Origin of the sequence: Paraflavitalea pollutisoli (genome assembly GCF_029360705.1) — a bacterium.
Taxonomy (GTDB): Bacteria; Bacteroidota; Bacteroidia; order Chitinophagales; family Chitinophagaceae; genus Paraflavitalea; species Paraflavitalea pollutisoli.
On record NZ_JARKMX010000002.1, the window covers coordinates 687608 to 706059 of the forward strand.

Annotated in this window: 13 protein-coding genes; 6 read left to right on the forward strand and 7 right to left on the reverse strand. The window is 49.9% G+C overall.

Annotated features, from left to right (window positions below; translation table 11 throughout):
- Position 1: 1 nt before the first annotated feature.
- Complete coding sequence (locus P2W70_RS07565; protein ID WP_276480831.1) at positions 2 to 3097, reverse strand: SusC/RagA family TonB-linked outer membrane protein; 3096 nt, start codon at positions 3095 to 3097, stop codon at positions 2 to 4.
- Positions 3098 to 3501: 404 nt separating this feature from the next.
- Between P2W70_RS07565 and P2W70_RS07570 the strand changes: the two genes are divergently transcribed.
- Complete coding sequence (locus tag P2W70_RS07570; protein WP_276480832.1) at positions 3502 to 4269, forward strand: DeoR/GlpR family DNA-binding transcription regulator; 768 nt, start codon at positions 3502 to 3504, stop codon at positions 4267 to 4269.
- Positions 4270 to 4360: 91 nt separating this feature from the next.
- On the opposite strand, the gene purL is transcribed toward P2W70_RS07570, so the two are convergent.
- From purL to P2W70_RS07595, 5 genes are all read right to left on the reverse strand, one after another.
- Positions 4361 to 8032, reverse strand: coding sequence for a phosphoribosylformylglycinamidine synthase (purL, locus tag P2W70_RS07575; protein ID WP_276480833.1), 3672 nt, complete (start codon positions 8030 to 8032; stop codon positions 4361 to 4363).
- Between the two features lie 215 nt (positions 8033 to 8247).
- Positions 8248 to 8772 carry a hypothetical protein gene (locus P2W70_RS07580; protein ID WP_276480834.1) on the reverse strand — a complete coding sequence of 175 codons (525 nt, stop codon included), beginning with the start codon at positions 8770 to 8772 and terminating at the stop codon, positions 8248 to 8250.
- 79 nt (positions 8773 to 8851) lie between these two features.
- Positions 8852 to 9340: an RNA polymerase sigma factor gene (locus P2W70_RS07585; RefSeq protein WP_276480835.1), complete on the reverse strand. Its 489-nt coding sequence runs from the start codon at positions 9338 to 9340 to the stop codon at positions 8852 to 8854.
- A 204-nt stretch (positions 9341 to 9544) separates the two neighbouring features.
- Positions 9545 to 11716 carry an ATP-binding protein gene (locus P2W70_RS07590; RefSeq protein WP_276480836.1) on the reverse strand — a complete coding sequence of 724 codons (2172 nt, stop codon included), beginning with the start codon at positions 11714 to 11716 and terminating at the stop codon, positions 9545 to 9547.
- Positions 11717 to 11854: 138 nt separating this feature from the next.
- Positions 11855 to 12547: a LytR/AlgR family response regulator transcription factor gene (locus P2W70_RS07595; RefSeq protein WP_276480837.1), complete on the reverse strand. Its 693-nt coding sequence runs from the start codon at positions 12545 to 12547 to the stop codon at positions 11855 to 11857.
- 182 nt (positions 12548 to 12729) lie between these two features.
- On the opposite strand from P2W70_RS07595, the gene P2W70_RS07600 reads away from it, so the two are divergent.
- The 5 genes from P2W70_RS07600 (at position 12730) to P2W70_RS07620 (ending at position 17365) form a co-directional block, all read left to right on the forward strand.
- Positions 12730 to 13203: a Dps family protein gene (locus P2W70_RS07600; RefSeq protein WP_276480838.1), complete on the forward strand. Its 474-nt coding sequence runs from the start codon at positions 12730 to 12732 to the stop codon at positions 13201 to 13203.
- A gap of 33 nt (positions 13204 to 13236) precedes the next feature.
- Positions 13237 to 14031, forward strand: a complete 795-nt coding sequence (locus tag P2W70_RS07605; RefSeq protein WP_276480839.1) for an alpha/beta hydrolase — start codon at positions 13237 to 13239, stop codon at positions 14029 to 14031.
- A gap of 240 nt (positions 14032 to 14271) precedes the next feature.
- Positions 14272 to 15315 (forward strand): cupin domain-containing protein, encoded by a 1044-nt coding sequence (locus P2W70_RS07610; RefSeq protein WP_276480840.1) that lies wholly within the window; start codon positions 14272 to 14274, stop codon positions 15313 to 15315.
- Between the two features lie 60 nt (positions 15316 to 15375).
- Complete coding sequence (locus P2W70_RS07615) at positions 15376 to 16098, forward strand: 3-ketoacyl-ACP reductase (RefSeq protein ID WP_276480841.1); 723 nt, start codon at positions 15376 to 15378, stop codon at positions 16096 to 16098.
- Between the two features lie 160 nt (positions 16099 to 16258).
- Positions 16259 to 17365: a class 1 isoprenoid biosynthesis enzyme gene (locus P2W70_RS07620; RefSeq protein ID WP_276480842.1), complete on the forward strand. Its 1107-nt coding sequence runs from the start codon at positions 16259 to 16261 to the stop codon at positions 17363 to 17365.
- Between the two features lie 23 nt (positions 17366 to 17388).
- Here P2W70_RS07620 and P2W70_RS07625 read toward each other — a convergent pair whose 3' ends face one another.
- Positions 17389 to 18339 carry an alpha/beta hydrolase gene (locus P2W70_RS07625; RefSeq protein WP_276480843.1) on the reverse strand — a complete coding sequence of 317 codons (951 nt, stop codon included), beginning with the start codon at positions 18337 to 18339 and terminating at the stop codon, positions 17389 to 17391.
- Between the last annotated feature and the right edge of the window lie 113 nt (positions 18340 to 18452).

Genomic DNA, 18452 nt, shown 5'->3' on the forward strand with positions numbered 1-18452 from the left:
CTTAGAATTTAATATCGATACCAAATGTGAATACCTTAACCTGGGGATAGAAATTGCCGCCGCCCAATGACACACCATCTGCTGCACCGGCGTCAAAATTGATCTCGGGATCATATCCCTCGTAAAACTTGGTATGGGTAAAAATGTTCTGTCCGTTTACGTAGATGAATGCTTTTTGCAATCCCACCTTCTTCAGGAACGATTGGGGCACTTCGTATCCCAATTGTACATTCTTGAGTCGGAGATAAGCTGCGCTCCGCATCCACAAGGTGGAGTTTTGGGTATTGTTGGTGGAAGTAACTGACACACGGGGCAATGCTGCATCCCTGTTCTCAGGTGTCCAATAATCTAACTGCCAGGGCTTGATGGAGCTGGAGTTGGCCGCAGGAATTACATAGTGCGCATTGAGGTAGCCGTCCACTTTACCTACGCCTTGTACGAGGGCGCCCAGGCGAAAGCCTTTCCACCCCAGATCCAGGTTACCACCATAGGTGTAGCGTGGGATGGTGTTACCGATGATCACTTTATCAGCATCGGTAATCTTTCCGTCGGGGATCGACTTACCATTGGCGTCTACGGCGCCTGCCAGGTCTTTGTACCGTACATCACCCGGTTTCAATGTTCCAATCTGTACAGGTCCGGCGTTGATCTCTTCCTGCGATTGGTAGAGTCCATCCGCCAGGTATCCATAGATCGAGTTGATGGAGTAACCTTCCTGCTGGCGCAACAGGTCGCCGGAAGTCTGGCCTTTCATATCAACGATCTTGTTCTTAACGTCCGACAGGTTGAAGCCGATACCAAACTGGAAATCACCAATCCGGTCATCATATCGTGCAGAAAGCTCCCAGCCTTTGTTGGTAACGACCGCGGCATTTTGATAAGGAGAAGCCAATCCGGTAAGCTGCGAAGTATTCAACTTCATCAGGATACCGTCCGTTCTTTTGTCGTAGTAATCGAATGTTACCGATAATTTTTTGAAGAGGTTGGCGTCTACACCGATACCCTTCATGACTGTCTCTTCCCACCGCAGGTTGGGGTTGGACAAGGTCGTCTGGGTAATCATCTGGTACATATTGCCGCCCATAGACACACTGCTCAACGACAGAGCTTCTGCAAAAGGATAATAAGAAGACCCAATGTTCTGGTTACCCAGCTTGCCCCAGGATCCACGAAGCTTCAACATGTTTACCACTGAACTCATATTGTCCCAGAAATCTTCTCTCGAAACAAGCCAGCCTGCAGAGAAAGAAGGGAAGGCAGCCCAGCGGTTTTGACCAGTGAAACGCGATGTGCCGTCGTACCGCAAATTGGCTTCAAACAAGTACTTTCCTTTGAAGTCATAATTGAACCTGCCAAAGCTGGAGATCAGGATCCACTGGTTCTGTGTACCGTTGTTATCCTTGGTGGCGTTGTCGGCACCAGCCGTCAGTTGCTCGTAGGTGTCGTACACGAAATCTCTTCTGTAACCAGACAGCAGCTTTTCATCATAGGTTTCGCGCGAAGCGCCGCCCATCAGGCTAAAGTTATGATCACCGAAACTTTTCTGCGCCGTAGCCTGGAATTGATAAGTGCCATAGAAATAACGCATGGCCGACTCGTTCAATTCGGTGAAGGTGTTGGCAGCTCCAGCCTCTGACCCATCTTCATAATAGGTCATCACGCTTTTGCGGAAGGTGTGCACATTGGTCGTGAGGTAGCGGGGAGCAAACATACCGGTCAGCGACAACCACTCCACCGGCTTGTAGGTCAGGTTGAGGTTTCCGTAAAACTCGAGGTTATTGGTTTTGCGGTTACCGCCATTTTCGATGTATCCCACCGGGTTGATCTTCACCCAGCCGTCGGACCATTTGTCGCCCTGGCGAATGGGGATATTGGTAGGCATTCTACCCAGGTAATTCCAGATGGTTCCTTCATCGGCAATCTGCTTCCGGTTACGGTTGGTGACGGCCACATCAAAGCGAATGTTCACTTTCTTACTGGGCGTTATGTCGAGGTTATTGCGGAAGATGTACCGTTTAAAATTGGTATTCTTGATGATCCCTTCCTGGTCGGTGAAACTCAGCGATGGGGCCACCCGGATAATGCCGCTATTAGCCGTCAAAGAAATGAAGTGATTTTGTTGCAATCCGCTGCCATCCAGAATGGCATCCTGCCAATCGTAATTTTTCGGATCAGCCTCAAACTTCTTCCTGAAATTCTCGATATCCTGATCACTATAGATCTTGATACCGTTGTCGTTCATGCTGGCGTCGTTGAACACCTTCATGTATGTCAAGCCATCCGTTACTTTGGGAATAGCAGTGGGCGTTTGCTTACCCACGAATCCCTTATAGTTTACTGATAGCTTATCTTTTCCTCTTTTCGTGGTGACCAGGATTACCCCATTGGCAGCTCTGGACCCATAGATAGCTGACGAAGCAGCATCTTTCAATACGGAGATCGACTCGATCAGGTTAACATCTACATCGTCGAGAGAACCTGCCACCCCATCGATGATCACGAGCGGATTGCTGCTGGATCCTCCGAAGGAGTTAATACCACGGATACGGATCTGGCCGCCATCACCACCCGGCGAACCGGTTTGTGAGGTAACGGTTACACCGGCTGCCAGGCCCTGCAATGCATTGGAGGTGGAGGTATTCGGGCGTCTTTCCATCTGCGCGCTACCGATCACCGCAATAGCCCCCGTCAGGTTGGCCTTTTTCTGCGTTCCATAACCTACCACCACGACTTCATTCAACCCCGCAACGTCTTTTTGAAGGCTCACATTGATCACCGGCGAATTGCCGATCACCACTTCTTTGGCAACGTACCCAACAATGGAGAAAACCAATACGTCGGACCCGTTGGCTACTTCGAGCGCGTACTCGCCTGCAGCATTACTGGCCGCTCCGGTGCCAGCCCTCTTAAGGCTTACACTAACCCCTTCCAGTGGTTTGTTTTGTTCGTCCGTAATCTTTCCGGTGATCCGCTTCGATTGTGCCGCGGCAGGCACAGCAAGTAACAAAAGGCATAACAGGCTGAGGAGCCAGCTGCCGGCTAGTTTCCGGGGATTGCTTTGCTGCTGTATTAGGGCAAAGCAGGGAGTTTTTTTCATAACAGCTTTTAGTTTTTAATCCAACTAATTATTTCCTACCCCGTCAATTCCTTTCATTTCGTTTCATTTAGTTTTTAAAGAATTAACGTTTTGCAAAAGAATGATCCATAATTAAACAAAACATTATCCCTCAGTAAACAAATCATTAAGAAATAACGGGACGAAAAAGGCAATCGTGGTCAAAATTGGCGTAAAAAAGCAGATATTTGCTTTCGTTTGTACCAATAATACAAACCAAATGTAACCAACTTAAATCAAAGTAAACAATTTTAAATAAAAAGAAAGCTTTTGTAAGTATAAATAGGTGAGCAAGTAGCCAGAAACTTTACTAAATCGTAAACTCTTTGGAAGCTTTTGAAAATATTGGGAATAAAAGACAACTTTGTGAAACATAACTTTATTATATGAAAACGATCACAGACAGGCACCAATTCATCCTCAAGAAGCTTTCGGAAAAGGGGCAGGTGAGCATTCCGCAGTTAATGGATGAAATGCAGGTAAGCGGCGTGACGATCCGGAAAGACCTGAAACTGTTGGAAGAGAAAAAGTTGCTTTTCCGCACCCGTGGTGGTGGATCGATCAACAACCCCTACGCAATCGAGCGACCCATCGACGAAAAGGAGTTTATCAAGTCCGACGAAAAAAAGAAGATTGCCAAAGCGGCACTGGGCCTGATCGGTCAGAATGATTCTATCATCATCGCCTCCGGCACTACCGTATTTGAAGTAGCCCGCCAATTACAACCTGAGAAAAGGATTATCGTGATTACCCCGGCCCTGAAAGTAGCGCTGGAGTTGATCAACCGTCCCAATGTAGAAATCCTGCAACTCGGAGGCCTCGTTCACCAGAGTTCGTCTTCGACCGCTGGCTTCTTTGCCGAAAAAATACTCGATGAGCTGTCTTGCGGTGTACTCTTCCTGGGCGTAGACGGCATCGACCTCGATCATGGCCTTACCATCACCAACATCGTAGAAGCCAGTCTGAATCAAAAAATGATCCGATTGGCCCAAACCGTCGTGGTGCTGGCCGACAGTTCCAAATTTGACCGCCGCGGGTTGGGTAAGATCGCCAACCTGGACCAGATCGATTACATCATCACCGATGGAGAAGTCAGCAAGGATACCGTCAACAAGATCGAGAAGATGGGTGTGAAAGTGATCGTGGCGGAGTAAATAACTTTTTGCAGTAGGTTGTTGAGTCAACCAGGTACCTAATAAAAAAATCCCACTCGAATGAGTGGGATTTTATTTGGACTATCCGTCTTTATTTTTTGTTCGTCTCGCACCAGGTCCGGGCATTTACGAATGCTTCGATCCAGGGGCTCACTTCGTCGTTGCGACCTTCGGGATAGTGGGCCCAGTTCCACTGGAAGATAGAACGCTCTATATGCGGCATGGTCACCAGGTGACGACCCGTAGCATCACACAGCATGGCGGTATTGTAGCCAGAGCCGTTGGGATTGTGTGGGTACGTGTCGTAAGCATATTTCGCTACGATGCCGTACTGATCTTCGGTGTTGGGCAGGTTAAACTTACCTTCACCATGCGACACCCATACTCCTAATGTTGATCCCGCGAGTGTTTTCAACATGACCGAGTTGTTCTCCTGCACCTTTACGGAAACGAAGTTACACTCGTGTTTGCCAGAGGTATTGTGCAACATCTTACCATGCTCCGGATGATTAGGGTGAATCAATTCCAGCTCCATAAACAACTGGCAACCGTTACAAATACCCACCGACAAGGTATCGGGGCGGGCAAAGAAATTGTCCAATGCCTTTTTCGCTTTCTCGTTGTACATAAACGCACCGGCCCAGCCTTTGGCAGAACCCAGTACGTCCGAATTGGAGAATCCACCTACAGCCCCGATGAACTGGATATCTTCCAGCGTTTCGCGGCCGGAGATCAGGTCGGTCATGTGCACATCTTTCACATCAAAGCCTGCCAGGAACATGGCATTAGCCATTTCCCGTTCCGAGTTGGACCCCTTCTCGCGGATGATGGCAGCTTTCGGACGTGGCTTGGAGGTATCGATCGCTGGTTTCTTTCCGTTGAACTGCGTAGGGAAATTATAGCGAAGCGGCTGTACTTTATAATTATTGAAACGCTCGATCGCGGTTCCGTTCTTTGATTGCTTCTGGTCCAGCAGGAAGGAAGTCTTGTACCAGGTATCACGTGTTTCGCTCACATTGAAAGTGAAAGACTCCGCATTGTTTGTGAGGCTTACCTCAGTTCCTTCTTTCACCACACCAATCTTCACGGCCTCGATACCGGCTTGCTGAAGCGCCTGTTCAAAGGCCGCATCATGCTTGGGTTGCAGCACCAGGGCGATGTTCTCATTGAACAATACCTTCACAGTATCAGCTTCCTGCAAACCACTCAGGTCATAATCCGCTGCCAGGTTCACATCAGCAAACACCATTTCAAGTAATGTGGTGATCAAACCACCAGATCCCACATCGTGGCCGGCTGCGATCTGATCGTTGTTGATCAGCTCCTGGATCGTATTAAAGGCTTTGGCGAAATAGGCCGCATCCTTGACCGTTGGCACTTCCGTTCCGATCTTGTTGTTGACCTGTGCAAAGGAAGAACCACCTAATTTGAAAGCATCTTTCGACAATCCGATATAGTACACCGAACCTGCACTTCTTAACAACACAGGCTCTACCACTTTTCTGATGTTCGTACAGTTACCCGCGGCAGAAATGATCACCGTACCCGGTGCAATCACATCCCCGTGAGGATATTTCTGCTTCATCGACAGCGAGTCTTTTCCTGTCGGGATATTGATGCCCAATGCGATGGCAAAGTCGGAACAGGCTTTTACCGCCTCGTACAAACGTGCATCTTCACCTTCATTGTTACAAGCCCACATCCAGTTGGCGGAGAGGGAAACTCCTTTCAGTCCATTCTTAATGGGCGCAAACACCAGGTTGGACAAGGCTTCAGCGATCGCATTGCGGGAACCGGCTGCCGGATCAACCAGCGCCGTCAATGGCGAGTGACCAACGGTAGTGGCTATCCCTTCTTTCGATTTATAATCCAGCGCCATCACACCCACATTGTTCAAAGGCAGCTGCAGCGGTCCGGCAGTTTGTTGCTTGGCTACACGGCCTCCCACACAACGGTCTACCTTATTGGTCAACCAGTCTTTGCTCGCCACTGCTTCCAACTGCAATACCTGGCTCAGGTAGGTGGGCACTTTGTTTACATCATAGGTCAATTCGCTGTAGGGGCGCTGGATCTTTTTATCCTTCATGATCGTCTTGGGCGAAGAGCCGAAGAAATCTTCCAGTGCAAAATCCATCGGCTTAACACCAGAGGTGGCTGACTGGAAAGTGAAGCGATGGTTACCCGTTACGTTGCCTACTGTATACATTGGGGCACGCTCGCGGTCGGCTACACGTTGTAAAGTATCGATGTCTTTTTCGCCGATCACCAATCCCATCCTTTCCTGCGATTCATTGCCGATGATCTCTTTGGCCGACAGGGTGGGGTCTCCCACAGGCAGTTTGTCCAGGTCGATCAATCCACCCGTTTCTTCTACCAGCTCCGACAAGCAGTTCAGGTGTCCACCTGCACCGTGGTCGTGGATAGAAACGATCGGGTTATTACCCTGCTCTACCAACGCCCGGATGGTGTTGGCAGCACGCTTTTGCATTTCCGGATTGGAACGTTGAATCGCATTCAGTTCGATGCCGGAACCGAAAGCGCCAGTGTCAGCAGAAGATACTGCGGCACCACCCATACCGATCCTATAATTTTCTCCACCCAGGATAACGATCTTATCGCCCTCTTTGGGTGTATGTTTTTTTGCCTGATCCAGTTTACCGTATCCGATACCGCCTGCCTGCATGATCACTTTATCATATCCCAGCTTGCGGCCATTCTCTTCATGTTCGAAGGTCAATACAGAGCCGGTGATCAAGGGCTGGCCAAACTTGTTGCCAAAATCAGAAGCTCCGTTAGAAGCCTTGATGAGGATATCCATGGGGGTTTGGTACAACCATTTACGGGGCTCCATGGCTTTTTCCCAGGGCCTGTCTTCCAGCAAACGGGAATAAGCGGTCATGTAGATCGCTGTTCCAGCCAAGGGCAGGGCACCCTGGCCACCCGCCAAACGGTCGCGGATCTCGCCACCAGAACCGGTGGCTGCGCCTGCGAAAGGCTCAACCGTCGTCGGGAAATTGTGTGTTTCTGCCTTCAGGGAAAGTACAGACTCGAATTCTTTTTCTTCGTAGAAGTCGGGCTTGTCTACCGACTTGGGCGCGAACTGGATTACTGTTGGCCCCTTTACAAACGCTACGTTGTCTTTATACGCCGAAACGATATCGTTGGGGTTCGTTTCAGAAGTCTTTTTGATCAATTTGAAGAGGGAGGTCGGCATGGCCTCACCATCGATGACAAAGGTGCCGTTGAAGATCTTGTGGCGGCAGTGCTCCGAATTGGCCTGTGAGAAGGCAAATACCTCAGAGTCCGTCAGCTTGCGGCCAATCTTCTTAGAGAGATTGTTCAGGTATTCCACTTCTTCCCCACTCAGCGCCAAACCTTCCTGCTTGTTGTAAGCAGCGATATCCTCTATTTCCAGAATGCCTTCCGGTTTGATGTTGATGGTGAAGATATCCTGGGTCAAGGCGATGTACTTCTGCGAAATCATCGGATCGAAATCGTTGAAGTCGGCTGGCACGGCGGCAAATTCTTCAATACGGATAATGCCTGCGATACCCATGTTCTGCGTGATCTCCACAGCATTGGTACTCCAGGGAGTTACCATCGCGGCGCGGGGGCCTACATAAGAACGGTTGACCGTATTTTCGGGAAGTTTTTGCGCGTTGCCAAAGAGCCAGTTGAGCTTTTGAATGTCTTCCGGAGAGAGATCGTTTTCTGTTTGAACACAATAGACGAAGTCCTTTTGGTTCTCAAAGAAATGAATCATTTATTATAATGTGTTATGATGTCGTTGTAAGAAGGCGCAAATTTACGAAATGATTTCGAGATATCCTTCCTAGCAGCCTGCACACGTCACCCACATTAGCTTAATTACAATATATTACAGTAACCATACCAGCCCATTATCAGCAAATCACCTGTGCCTCCCACAACGGCAAAAAGCCGTCCAAAGGACCGGCTTCATGCTTTAAAAATCCATGGCTATTCGATGGCTGAAAGGTTTTGCCTGATCTCGTCCAGGTGCTTGCCGAAATCCTTGTGAAAACGAGACCGGGATAAGATGAAAACAATGATCAACAACACGGCATAAGTACCCCACCGTAACCAGCTGTCGATCTCATACCAGGGCTCCATCAACCTGGCCGTTCCTACTCCTTTAAAAACTTCGAGGAATACGGCGAGCATCACCACCCCTGCCAGTGAAACCAGGCGGTAGCACCACAAGAGTTGGCCGAGCGAGCGCACCTGGCTTTTCAACCGATCTGCCACGGGTGCATCTGAACGGCTCATGTTGCCGAGAATAAAATAGGCCGATACGAAAAAGGCGGATGCCAATACGATGATCCCTGCAAAAAGACCGAAAAAGGGATCAGCCTGCAGATCGGGCTTTCTCAACGCTTGTACGATCAGCACGACGATCAGAAACGGGATGATCATTACTTGTTTTCCCAAAGCGGTTTTCAGCGCGGCCACCGGGCCGTAGCTCTTTTGTTGACTGAGTTCCATGATTTTGTTTTTAGATGTGGATGTATGGTTTGATGTACTATTTTTCCAGGTAGCTTTCAGGTCGTCCAGTTCCATAACGTTATGCTTTAGTGAGTTTTCTTAGTTTTTCTTTTACCCTGTTCATTTTCACGCGTAGTGTTGCTTCACTGATGCCCAGGATCGCCTCCATTTCGCGGTATGATCTGTCTTCGAGGTACAGCAGGGTAAGCGCTTTTTCAATCCCGTTCAATTGGCGAATGGCTTTGTGCAGCATTTGCAATTGCTCATCATCCGGGGGAGAATGATCTGCCATATCCGACATCACCTCCTGTGGCATTATCGTGATCGATCTTCGTTTTTTACGAATACCCGAGATCGCGGTATTGAGCGCCACCTGGTACACCCAGGTACTGAATTTTGCTTCTCCGCGAAACTGGTCGAAGGATTGCCAGGTCTGCACCATGATCTCCTGGAAAAGATCCTGCCGGTCTTCTGGTGTATTGCCATACAGGTGGCAGATCTTCCAGATCAATGCCTCATTGCCTGCAATTTGTTCGGCGAAAGCTTCTTTTCTTTGTTGATCGGCCAAGGGATTCGATTTTAACTATCTGTGGTCGGGCAAAGGAAAAAGTTACGGCAAGCCTCCTTTTTTTGAGATTTTTTTAGCCCTTCACGCTATACCCAGCAACAACACCATGCCTTTCAACAACTTGCGCGCCTCCTCCACTGTAGGGGGAACACGAAAAAGCCGCCTGTGCAGGCGGCTTATATGCTGCTGTTACCAAGTTTGTAGTTATGCCAGTGTTTTATGAAACTCCCTGGCTTCTCCCATCGCTTTATCGAACAGCTCCTGCAAGGCAGCCATCGTTTGTTGCAATTTGGGGTAATCATCCTGGAAGAATTCGATCTCATCGAGCAAAGGGTTTAGCAAATCATTCAAACCCATTACGGAGATCGTGGTTTTCAGGTTGTGGGCGATCCTTTTCATTTCTGCATCGTTTCCTTCATACATCGCCAGCTCGAGTCCTTCCAACGCCAGCGGCACTGCCCGCAAAAATTTACGGGTGGTATCCCGTTCATATACTTTGTCGCCATCCCCTACATCTTTCAGATAATCGAGGTTGATGTATTGGTAATCCTGACCGGCGGCCAACATCGCTTCGCCCTGCGGTTCCGGTTGTACAAAGGTGGTAAACTTACTGATCAGCGCACTCAGGTGTTCCTGTTTTACCGGTTTGGCGATGTACTCGTTCATCCCGAAGCTCAGACATTTCTCCCTTTCACCCGGCATCGCATGGGCCGTCATAGCGATGATCGGCACGTCGGATTTCAGTTCATTCCTGATCTTACGGGCGGTGGTATAGCCGTCCATCACCGGCATTTGTATATCCATAAGTACCAGGTCGTACCGGCGTTTATTCAGTTTGTCAATCGCTTCCTGGCCGTTGTTGGCAATATCATAGCGGATATTCCAGTTCTTGAAAATGTGTATGAGCAGGCTTTGGTTAAACTCATTGTCTTCGGTGATCAATACCACGACATTGGAGGTTGACTGGTCCGTCAATGGCACCTGCGTGAGCGATAAATTGTCGACGATCTGGCTGGTGGAGATGGTGTAGGGAATCAGTACCGAAAAGGCAGTGCCTCTGCCAGGATTGCTTTCCACATCGATCGTGCCGCCCTGCAGGGTAACCAGGTCACGCACAATGGAAAGTCCCAGGCCCGTGCCACCATACTGACGGGTAATGGTATCATCCGCCTGCTCGAAGCGACCGAATATTTGTTTCAGCTTTTGGGCATCTATGCCTATCCCCGTATCACTCACCTGTATCTTCACTTTCACCGTGCCTTCCCGCTGTTCTTCAGCCGATACTTTCAACGACACGGCACCTTCTGCCGTAAACTTCAGGGCATTACCCAACAGGTTATTGAGTATCTGGGTAAGGCGTACAGGATCACCCTCCAGTATATCTGGTATCGACGGATCGATCTCGACCTTCAATTGTATACCCTTGCTGGTAGCCCGCGGCTGCACCATCGTTTCGATGGAGTCGACCAGGCCCCGTAAACTAAAGGGCACATGCTCTATCCGCATCATGCCTGCTTCGATCTTAGAAATATCCAGGATATCGTTCACAATAGCGAGCAGGTTTTCGCCCGAACGCTCGATCGTCTGCACATAATGCCTGGCATCTTCATCGAGGTTTTTCTGTCCCAGCAATTGAGTAAACCCAACGATCGCATTCATGGGAGTACGAATCTCATGGCTCATGTTGGCCAGGAAGTTTTCCTTTACGCGCGCCGTATCGCGCAACATCTTCTCCGAACGGATCAGCTTTTTAATGATGTAGATAATATACACAAACACCAGCAAGGCGGCCAGTAACACCAGGCCCATGACGATATAGCTAAATTCGATGGCTTTCTTCCCGCTCTTTTGCACGGCACCAGTGATCAGCCCCAGTTGGCTCCCCCGGGCATTGCTGATCCTGCGTAAATACTTTTCGATATCGTACGACACCCACTCGGGCAAATTGGCATTGATCGTGTCTTCTGCTGCTTTAATCCCGTGTTTGTGGTAAGCGTCGAGAATGTCATGAAACAGGTCTACTTTCAGCTTGATGGACCGGTTCAGTTCGGAGATCAGAACCACACTGCCGGAATCGTCGGCTATGCCATGCAGAAAATCCTGTGCAGCCTGTATTTCATGAAACTCACTGTCGAGACCGCTCAGGTAAGAAGTGTCGCCAGACTCGATGAACCCCCGAATCTTTCTCTCGATCACCACCTTGCTTTTAGCTGCATCCAGTAGGTTCTGGGTAATCTGGAACTCGTCCAGCAACTTGTTGTTGGCCGTAACGAGGGCATTGACGTGTTTGGTAGAATTGTACTCCAGGTACACCAACACGAGTGTACCTAGAATAAATGGGCCAATGATGTATAATATGATACGCTTGCCAGACATGGGGGTAATCAAGTTTTAGGTACGGAGCCGATACGGCATAGATCCGATATCAAAAGTAATCGACAGTAATTCGTACAACTCCGGCAAGCAATGGGCAGGGAAAAAGGATCGACAAACAGGGATTTTGGCCCGACGGCTTTACAGCACGTTCATCCGTTTGTTGAGGGTCGACCGGTAGGCGTCGGCTACTGGCACTGTTTTATCCTGTATGACGATTACCCCTTCCCGGATCGTGTCGATCTTGCTGACTGCCACGATATAAGACCGGTGCACCCGCAAAAACCGGTTGTCGGGCAGGCGGTCTTCCACCGTCTTGAGGGTGTTGTGAATAGCATAAAAACGCTGCGCAGTATGCAGCTTGACATAGTCGCGCATGGACTCTACGAAAAGGATATCATCCAGTTTTAATCGCTTGATGATGTTCGAATCACGGATAAAAATAAATTCATCATCGTTCACCTTCATTTCCTCGCCGGCACTGTCCAGCAGCTCCCGGGCCTTGTCGATGGCCTGGATGAGGCGGGCCGAGGAGACGGGCTTGATCAGGTAATCGGCCACATTCAACTCGAATGCTTCTACTGCATAATCCCTTTTCGAGGTGGTGAAGATAATCAGCGGTCCTTTTTCCAGGTTGCGGGTAAGCTCCAACCCCGTCATACCAGGCATCTCGATATCGAGTAATATAACGTCGGCATGCGCTTCTTTCAACAGGTTATAAGCCTGCATGGCATCGGAACATTCACCGATGATATGTACATCTTTGATCCTGCCGGCTATCTGGCGGAGGGCGTCACGGGCTATTTCATTATCGTCAACGATGAGCACATTCATGGTTCAAATATAATCAATTGCCATAGGTTTCTATTTCACGGATTGCACACAAACCTGTCGTAATCCGGTATTCCTTTCCCGTCGACCGTTTTTGCCCCGGCGTCGTTTAGAGCATACGCCAGCCCGGCAACGAGCGTAAGTTGCACCAGCAAACAACAATCATCTACCAACCATCTTCATTTATGAAACCTTCAATTGGCATTTCCGATGATCATTTATTACAAGTTGCCCAAAAACTCAATGGCGTATTGGCCGACGAATTCCTCCTTTACCTCAAAACCCGCAACGCACACTGGAACGTGGAAGGCATTGATTTCTACAACAAACACAAGTTTTTCGAAGCCCAGTATCAGCAGCTGGATGATATTATGGACGACGTGGCAGAACGCATCCGCACACTCGGCCACTATGCCCCCGCCACGCTGGCAGACTACCTGCAGCTAACGCACCTCACAGAAAAATCCAGATCGGCCAATGACGGTGCCGATTACATCAAGGAGTTGCTGGGCGATCATGAAAGTATCATCATTCACCTGCGCGAAGACGTCAATCCTTTCGCCAACGAATTGAAGGATGCCGGTACCAGCGACTTTATTACCGGGCTGCTGGAAACGCATGAAAAGATGGCCTGGATGCTCCGGTCACACCTTCGCTAACATCACCTTTTCTAACGAATAAAATCAGAAGCGATGAAAAACTTAACCAGTACAAAAGGTTGCCTGCTCGCAATCGTATTGTTTGTTTCGGCGCTGATGAACTTTGATAGCGCTCAGGCACAAACCAACCCACGTATCAGGAATATCATCCTGGTTCACGGCGCATTTGTCGATGGCTCCGGCTGGCAGGCTGTGTACCACCAGCTCACGGAAAAAGGCTATCACGTTAGCATTACACAACAACCACTTACCTCGTTCGAAGCCGATGTGACAGCCGTACAAAGAGTGATCGACCAACAGGATGGTCCCTGTCTGCTCGTTGGTCATAGTTACGGCGGGGCGGTCATTACGATCGCCGGCAACCATCCGAAGGTTGCGGGGCTGGTATATATCGCAGCCCACGCGCCGGATGAGGGCGAATCGGAGGCAGACAATGGTAAAAAGTATCCTTCCGCCTACAAGTCGTTGATCAAAGGGGCCGACGGGTTCGACATGATCGATCCGCAACGATTCCCCGCCGACTTCGCCGGCGATCTCCCGATACAGCAGGCCCGTTTTATGTCCATATCCCAGATGCCGGTGGCCGACAAGGCCTTCCACGCCATCATTCATCAACCAGCCTGGAAAACAAAACCATCCTGGTATATGGTGGCGCAGGCCGACAGGATCATCAATCCGGACCTTGAACGGCTGTATGCAACACGTGCCCGCAGCAAAGTAGTGAAAGAGATACCGGGTGGCAGTCATTCCATTTTTGCCTCTCACCCGAAAGCAGTAGCCGATCTGGTGGTAACCGCCAGCGAGCAGGCAGGCACCTTTCAGCCATGAAAACAGCAACATCAGCCAAACCGATTTACAGGACGGACATCATCAATGGACAGGAAAACGATCCGTGTGAAAAACCCAGCTTGAGGCAAGTGGCGATCAGCCACTTGCTCCAGGCAACTTTCGCAACTTTCAAATTTTAAGCCATGCAAAACATTCCACCAGCCACACCTTACCTGACGTTGATCAATGTGTTCAGTGTAAATCCGGCAGCACGGCCATAAACGCTCAAATAACTTAACCATGAATGCTTCAGCTACCAGCACCTTCAAATACGCCCTCGAAAAGAAAACGCCCCGCACGGGTCCCGGTGGCATTACCCGTGGCGCTTCCGTGCATGAATTCCCTGCCTCTATCGGCATTGCAGGTGTTTCCATGCGCCTCGAACCAGGAGCTATGCGTGAGTTGCACTGGCATGCCAACGCAGCAGAGTGGGCCTATGTTATTACCGGCACATTGCGCACGACCATCCTTCATCCAGATGGTCAATCGTATATCGATACTTTTACTCCCGGCGATGCTTGGTATTTCCCCAAGGGATATGGCCATGCGATCCAGAATATCGGTGACCAGGACGCGCATTTCATCCTGATCTTCGACAACGGCGATTTCTCAGAAGACCATACGTTCAGCATCACAGACTTCATCGCCCACGTGCCCCCGGCCATTGCAGCGCAAAACCTGGGTATCACGGTGGAAGAGGTAGCACTGTTGCCGAAAGGTGAAGCCTATTTTGCCAAAAGCGCCGTTCCCTCCATCGGATCGACCATCGCTACGCCCAGGCCGGTACCCTCGCTGACCACCATGCACCGCTATCCGCTGGAGGCCCAACAGCCCCGTGTAATACCAGGCGGCGGCACTCAAAAGCTGGTAACGTCCCGTGAGTTTCCGATCAGCCAAACCATTTCTGGGTCTATCCTGGAATTGCAACCTGGTGCCCTGCGCGAGCTACACTGGCATCCCAATGCCGATGAATGGCAGTACTTTCTCAGCGGGCAGGCAGAGATCACGGTTTTCCTGGCCGAAGGCCAGGCCATCACCGAACAATTTGAAGCGGGTGATATCGGTTATGTCCCCATGGGTGCAGGCCACTACATTAAAAACACCGGACAGAACGTTTGCAAAATATTGATCGGCTTCAACAGCGGAGAATACCAATCGCTCGATCTTAGCCGTTGGTTGGCCAGCAACCCCAATGACCTGCTCGCCGGCAACTTCAGCATACCTGACACGCTCGTCAGTAAGTTTCCGCAACAAAATGCCTTTATTAATCCCGGCCGGGCCTGAACTTTATTGATGCAAAAATGTTGATCTTGCGCCAGTCATAAACATTAAAAGATCGAACATATGCAGTCATTACAAGGTAAAACAGCCCTCATTACCGGTGCCGGAAAAGGATTGGGCAGGGCCATGGCACTAGCGTTGGCAGCAGAAGGAGTACATCTCGTGCTGCTGGCCAGAACAGCTACCGACCTGGAAAAGGTAGCTGCTGAAGCAAAGGCCATCAATGCGACGATCAATATCTCCTGGCACCCCGTCAACGTGGGCAGCTATGCGGAAGTGAAAAGCGCCATCGACAAAGTAGCGGCCACCAATACCGGTATCGATATCCTGATCAATAACGCCGGCATATTGAAAACCGGTGGGTTCCTGCAGCTGCCTGTGGCAGAATGGGAAGAAGCGATACAGGTAAACCTGCTGGGTGCCTACTACGTAGCCCATGAAGTATTGCCGTTGATGCTGCAGCAGGGCCGCGGTGACATCATCAATGTGGCCTCTACAGCTGGCCTGAAAGGCGCCGCCAACATGAGTGTATATGGAGCTTCTAAAGCGGCCCTCATCAATATGAGCGAGAGCCTGATGCAGGAATTCCGGAAGTCAAACATTCGCGTGACGACCGTTAATCCCAGCACCATTGCCACCGAGATGACGATGAAGGCTAAGTTTACCGATGGTAATGAAGAAAAGGTGTTACAGCCGGAAGACCTGGCCTATGTGATCGTACATAATCTTAAGTTGCCGCAACGCGCCTTTATCAAGGAGTTCGGTCTCTGGTCTACGAATCCCTAGTGGTTCCGGAATAGTCGATCCATTCAAGTCGTGGAAGCAATACCCCCATCCCCAACAGGGCGGGGGTATTTTTATGCAAGCTTACAGGCTGGCACCTGTACGCCGGATTTTCCCGGCAACCGGATAGTTCCTACCTTAGGCCGTTTAAACAAGCATTCTCATGCCGACATCAGCAACAGGTACTATCGACCCCGCAGCCCCATCGTATGCTACTCCGGTGGCTGTTAGTTATTGGCAGGTCGTGCGCAGGCTGGGAAAGCTATATTGGCAACTGAAAAAGCAGGAAGACTATTTCAAGCAGCACCTGCAAAACCTGCTTCCTGCAGCGGCTCGCCAGCACCAGGCATCTTTTACACCACAACAGATCAAGCGTTTTGTCAAATACTGGCAACTGGCGCACAACGTTGTTTGCGACAACCTGTCCCAGCTGACTGGCCGTGCACTCACTCCGGAAGAAGAGCGCCGCATCGGGCTGCTGAGTGTATTTGCGCCCTTGTTTGATGACCTACTGGATAATGATATTCTACAACAGCACGAGATCCTGCAGCTCATAGAAGCCCCTGATCAATATGTCCCCCAGCAGGCAGCCGATGAGATCGTGTTGGCCATCTATCGGGAATTGTTACAAGAAGTTCCGAACCGCGCCCTGTTTACACAGCATTTGCAAACGGTGACCAGGTGGCAGCATGAATCACAAAAACAAAGGGACCGTTTCATCCAGGAAGAAGAATTATACCAGATCACTTACAACAAAAGCTATTATGGGATCCTGCTGTTTTGCGCAGCGTTGAACCACTACCCATCACCAGCTCTCGAGACCATGCTGTACCCGATAGCCGGACTCATGCAATTGACCAATGATGCTTTCGATGTATGGAAGGATATTCACAAAGATGTTTATACACTCCCCAACCTACACCGCAACTTTGGGCAGCTGCAACACCAGTTCATGGCAGAGATATCGTCGATCAACCGGCAACTCGATCATTTGCCTTATCCGGCAGCCGCCAAAGCCAACTTCTCCATCACCATCCATGCATTGCATGCCATGGGATGGATGTCGCTGCAACAATTGAGAACAGTAACAGCCGGTATCACCTCCATCGATGGACTCAAGTCGTTGACACGTGCACAACTGGTGTGCGACCTAGATAGCCTTCCACAAAAGTTCAGGTGGTTCAAACTGGTTCATTATTTTGCTAACTTCCACAGTTCCCTTGCGGCAAAGCCTTTTCAGGGCCAACCCACAGAACAAACACCGCAATAGATTCACCAAGGCTTTAGGAGTATCTACTTGGCAACGCTCTGTGGCATAAAGCCCATCTCGATCATCCATTTTTCACAAAGCTCCGTCCACAGCTCTGTACTGCCGGGATTGTTGCGCAATGCAATGGCATGACCGCCGAAAGGAAATACATGCAGGGAAGAGGGCACCTTGTGCTGCACCAATGCTTCGTATAGGAGCAAACTGTTTTGCACCACCACGCCATTGTCGTTGAACGCGTGAACGAGGAAAGCAGGCGACGTAGCAGCCGTCACCCGTAGTTGTGTGGAGTATTGTTTGATCAGGGCATCCGTTGGTTGATCGCCCAGTAAATTCTTCAGGCTGCCTTTGTGGGCGTACTTACCCAGGTCTACCACCGGAGACACGAGGATCATGAAGTTGGGCCGAAACGATACGGTATCCAGGGCGTCCTTTACCCCCGTCGCATCTTTGGAAGCAGTACCAAGCAGGGCTGCCAGGTGACCACCGGCCGAAGAGCCCTGTACACCAATCTTGTCTTTTCTGATGCCCCATTCGGCACCACGCTGCCGTATGATGCGCATCGCCCGCTGGGCATCCTGCAAAGGACCGATCTCGCGCTGCACCAGGTCGGGTGAATTGGGTAAACGGTAATTCAATACGAAAGCGCTGACACCAATGCTGTTGAACCATTTAGCCAGTTGTATACCACTGATCACATAGGCGAGTCGCTCATAACCACCACCGGGACAGATCAGCACTGCCGCTCCTTTATTCTCCTGGGCCGACGGGAAAAAGGCATACATACCGGGAGTACCAACCCGGTATATTCTTTCGTTCGCTATACTGTCTGATAACTGCAGCCCTTTGCTATTGGGCATGGTGCCGGGTGCATACAAGGGAATAAACTGAGCATATTTTTCGGGCGTTGTAAGAGGCCCCTGGGCATAACTGGCCATACCGATACAGGTCAGCAAACTAACAAGCAATGTCTTCATGCAGATGATTTTCAACGGTGGTATCAACAGCCGGCGATCAGTAAAACATAGCCGCCGACCTGCATAGATAAGCGTATTTCAGGCAGGATAAAAGTAGAAATTACGCAATCGTT

Coding starts and splice junctions, on each gene's coding strand:
- P2W70_RS07565 (WP_276480831.1), bottom strand. CDS start 3,097: ATGAAAAAAACTCCCTGCTTTGCCCTAATACAGCAGCAAAGCAATCCC.
- P2W70_RS07570 (WP_276480832.1), top strand. CDS start 3,502: ATGAAAACGATCACAGACAGGCACCAATTCATCCTCAAGAAGCTTTCG.
- purL (WP_276480833.1), bottom strand. CDS start 8,032: ATGATTCATTTCTTTGAGAACCAAAAGGACTTCGTCTATTGTGTTCAA.
- P2W70_RS07580 (WP_276480834.1), bottom strand. CDS start 8,772: ATGGAACTCAGTCAACAAAAGAGCTACGGCCCGGTGGCCGCGCTGAAA.
- P2W70_RS07590 (WP_276480836.1), bottom strand. CDS start 11,716: ATGTCTGGCAAGCGTATCATATTATACATCATTGGCCCATTTATTCTA.
- P2W70_RS07595 (WP_276480837.1), bottom strand. CDS start 12,547: ATGAATGTGCTCATCGTTGACGATAATGAAATAGCCCGTGACGCCCTC.
- P2W70_RS07600 (WP_276480838.1), top strand. CDS start 12,730: ATGAAACCTTCAATTGGCATTTCCGATGATCATTTATTACAAGTTGCC.
- P2W70_RS07605 (WP_276480839.1), top strand. CDS start 13,237: ATGAAAAACTTAACCAGTACAAAAGGTTGCCTGCTCGCAATCGTATTG.
- P2W70_RS07610 (WP_276480840.1), top strand. CDS start 14,272: ATGAATGCTTCAGCTACCAGCACCTTCAAATACGCCCTCGAAAAGAAA.
- P2W70_RS07615 (WP_276480841.1), top strand. CDS start 15,376: ATGCAGTCATTACAAGGTAAAACAGCCCTCATTACCGGTGCCGGAAAA.
- P2W70_RS07620 (WP_276480842.1), top strand. CDS start 16,259: ATGCCGACATCAGCAACAGGTACTATCGACCCCGCAGCCCCATCGTAT.
- P2W70_RS07625 (WP_276480843.1), bottom strand. CDS start 18,339: ATGAAGACATTGCTTGTTAGTTTGCTGACCTGTATCGGTATGGCCAGT.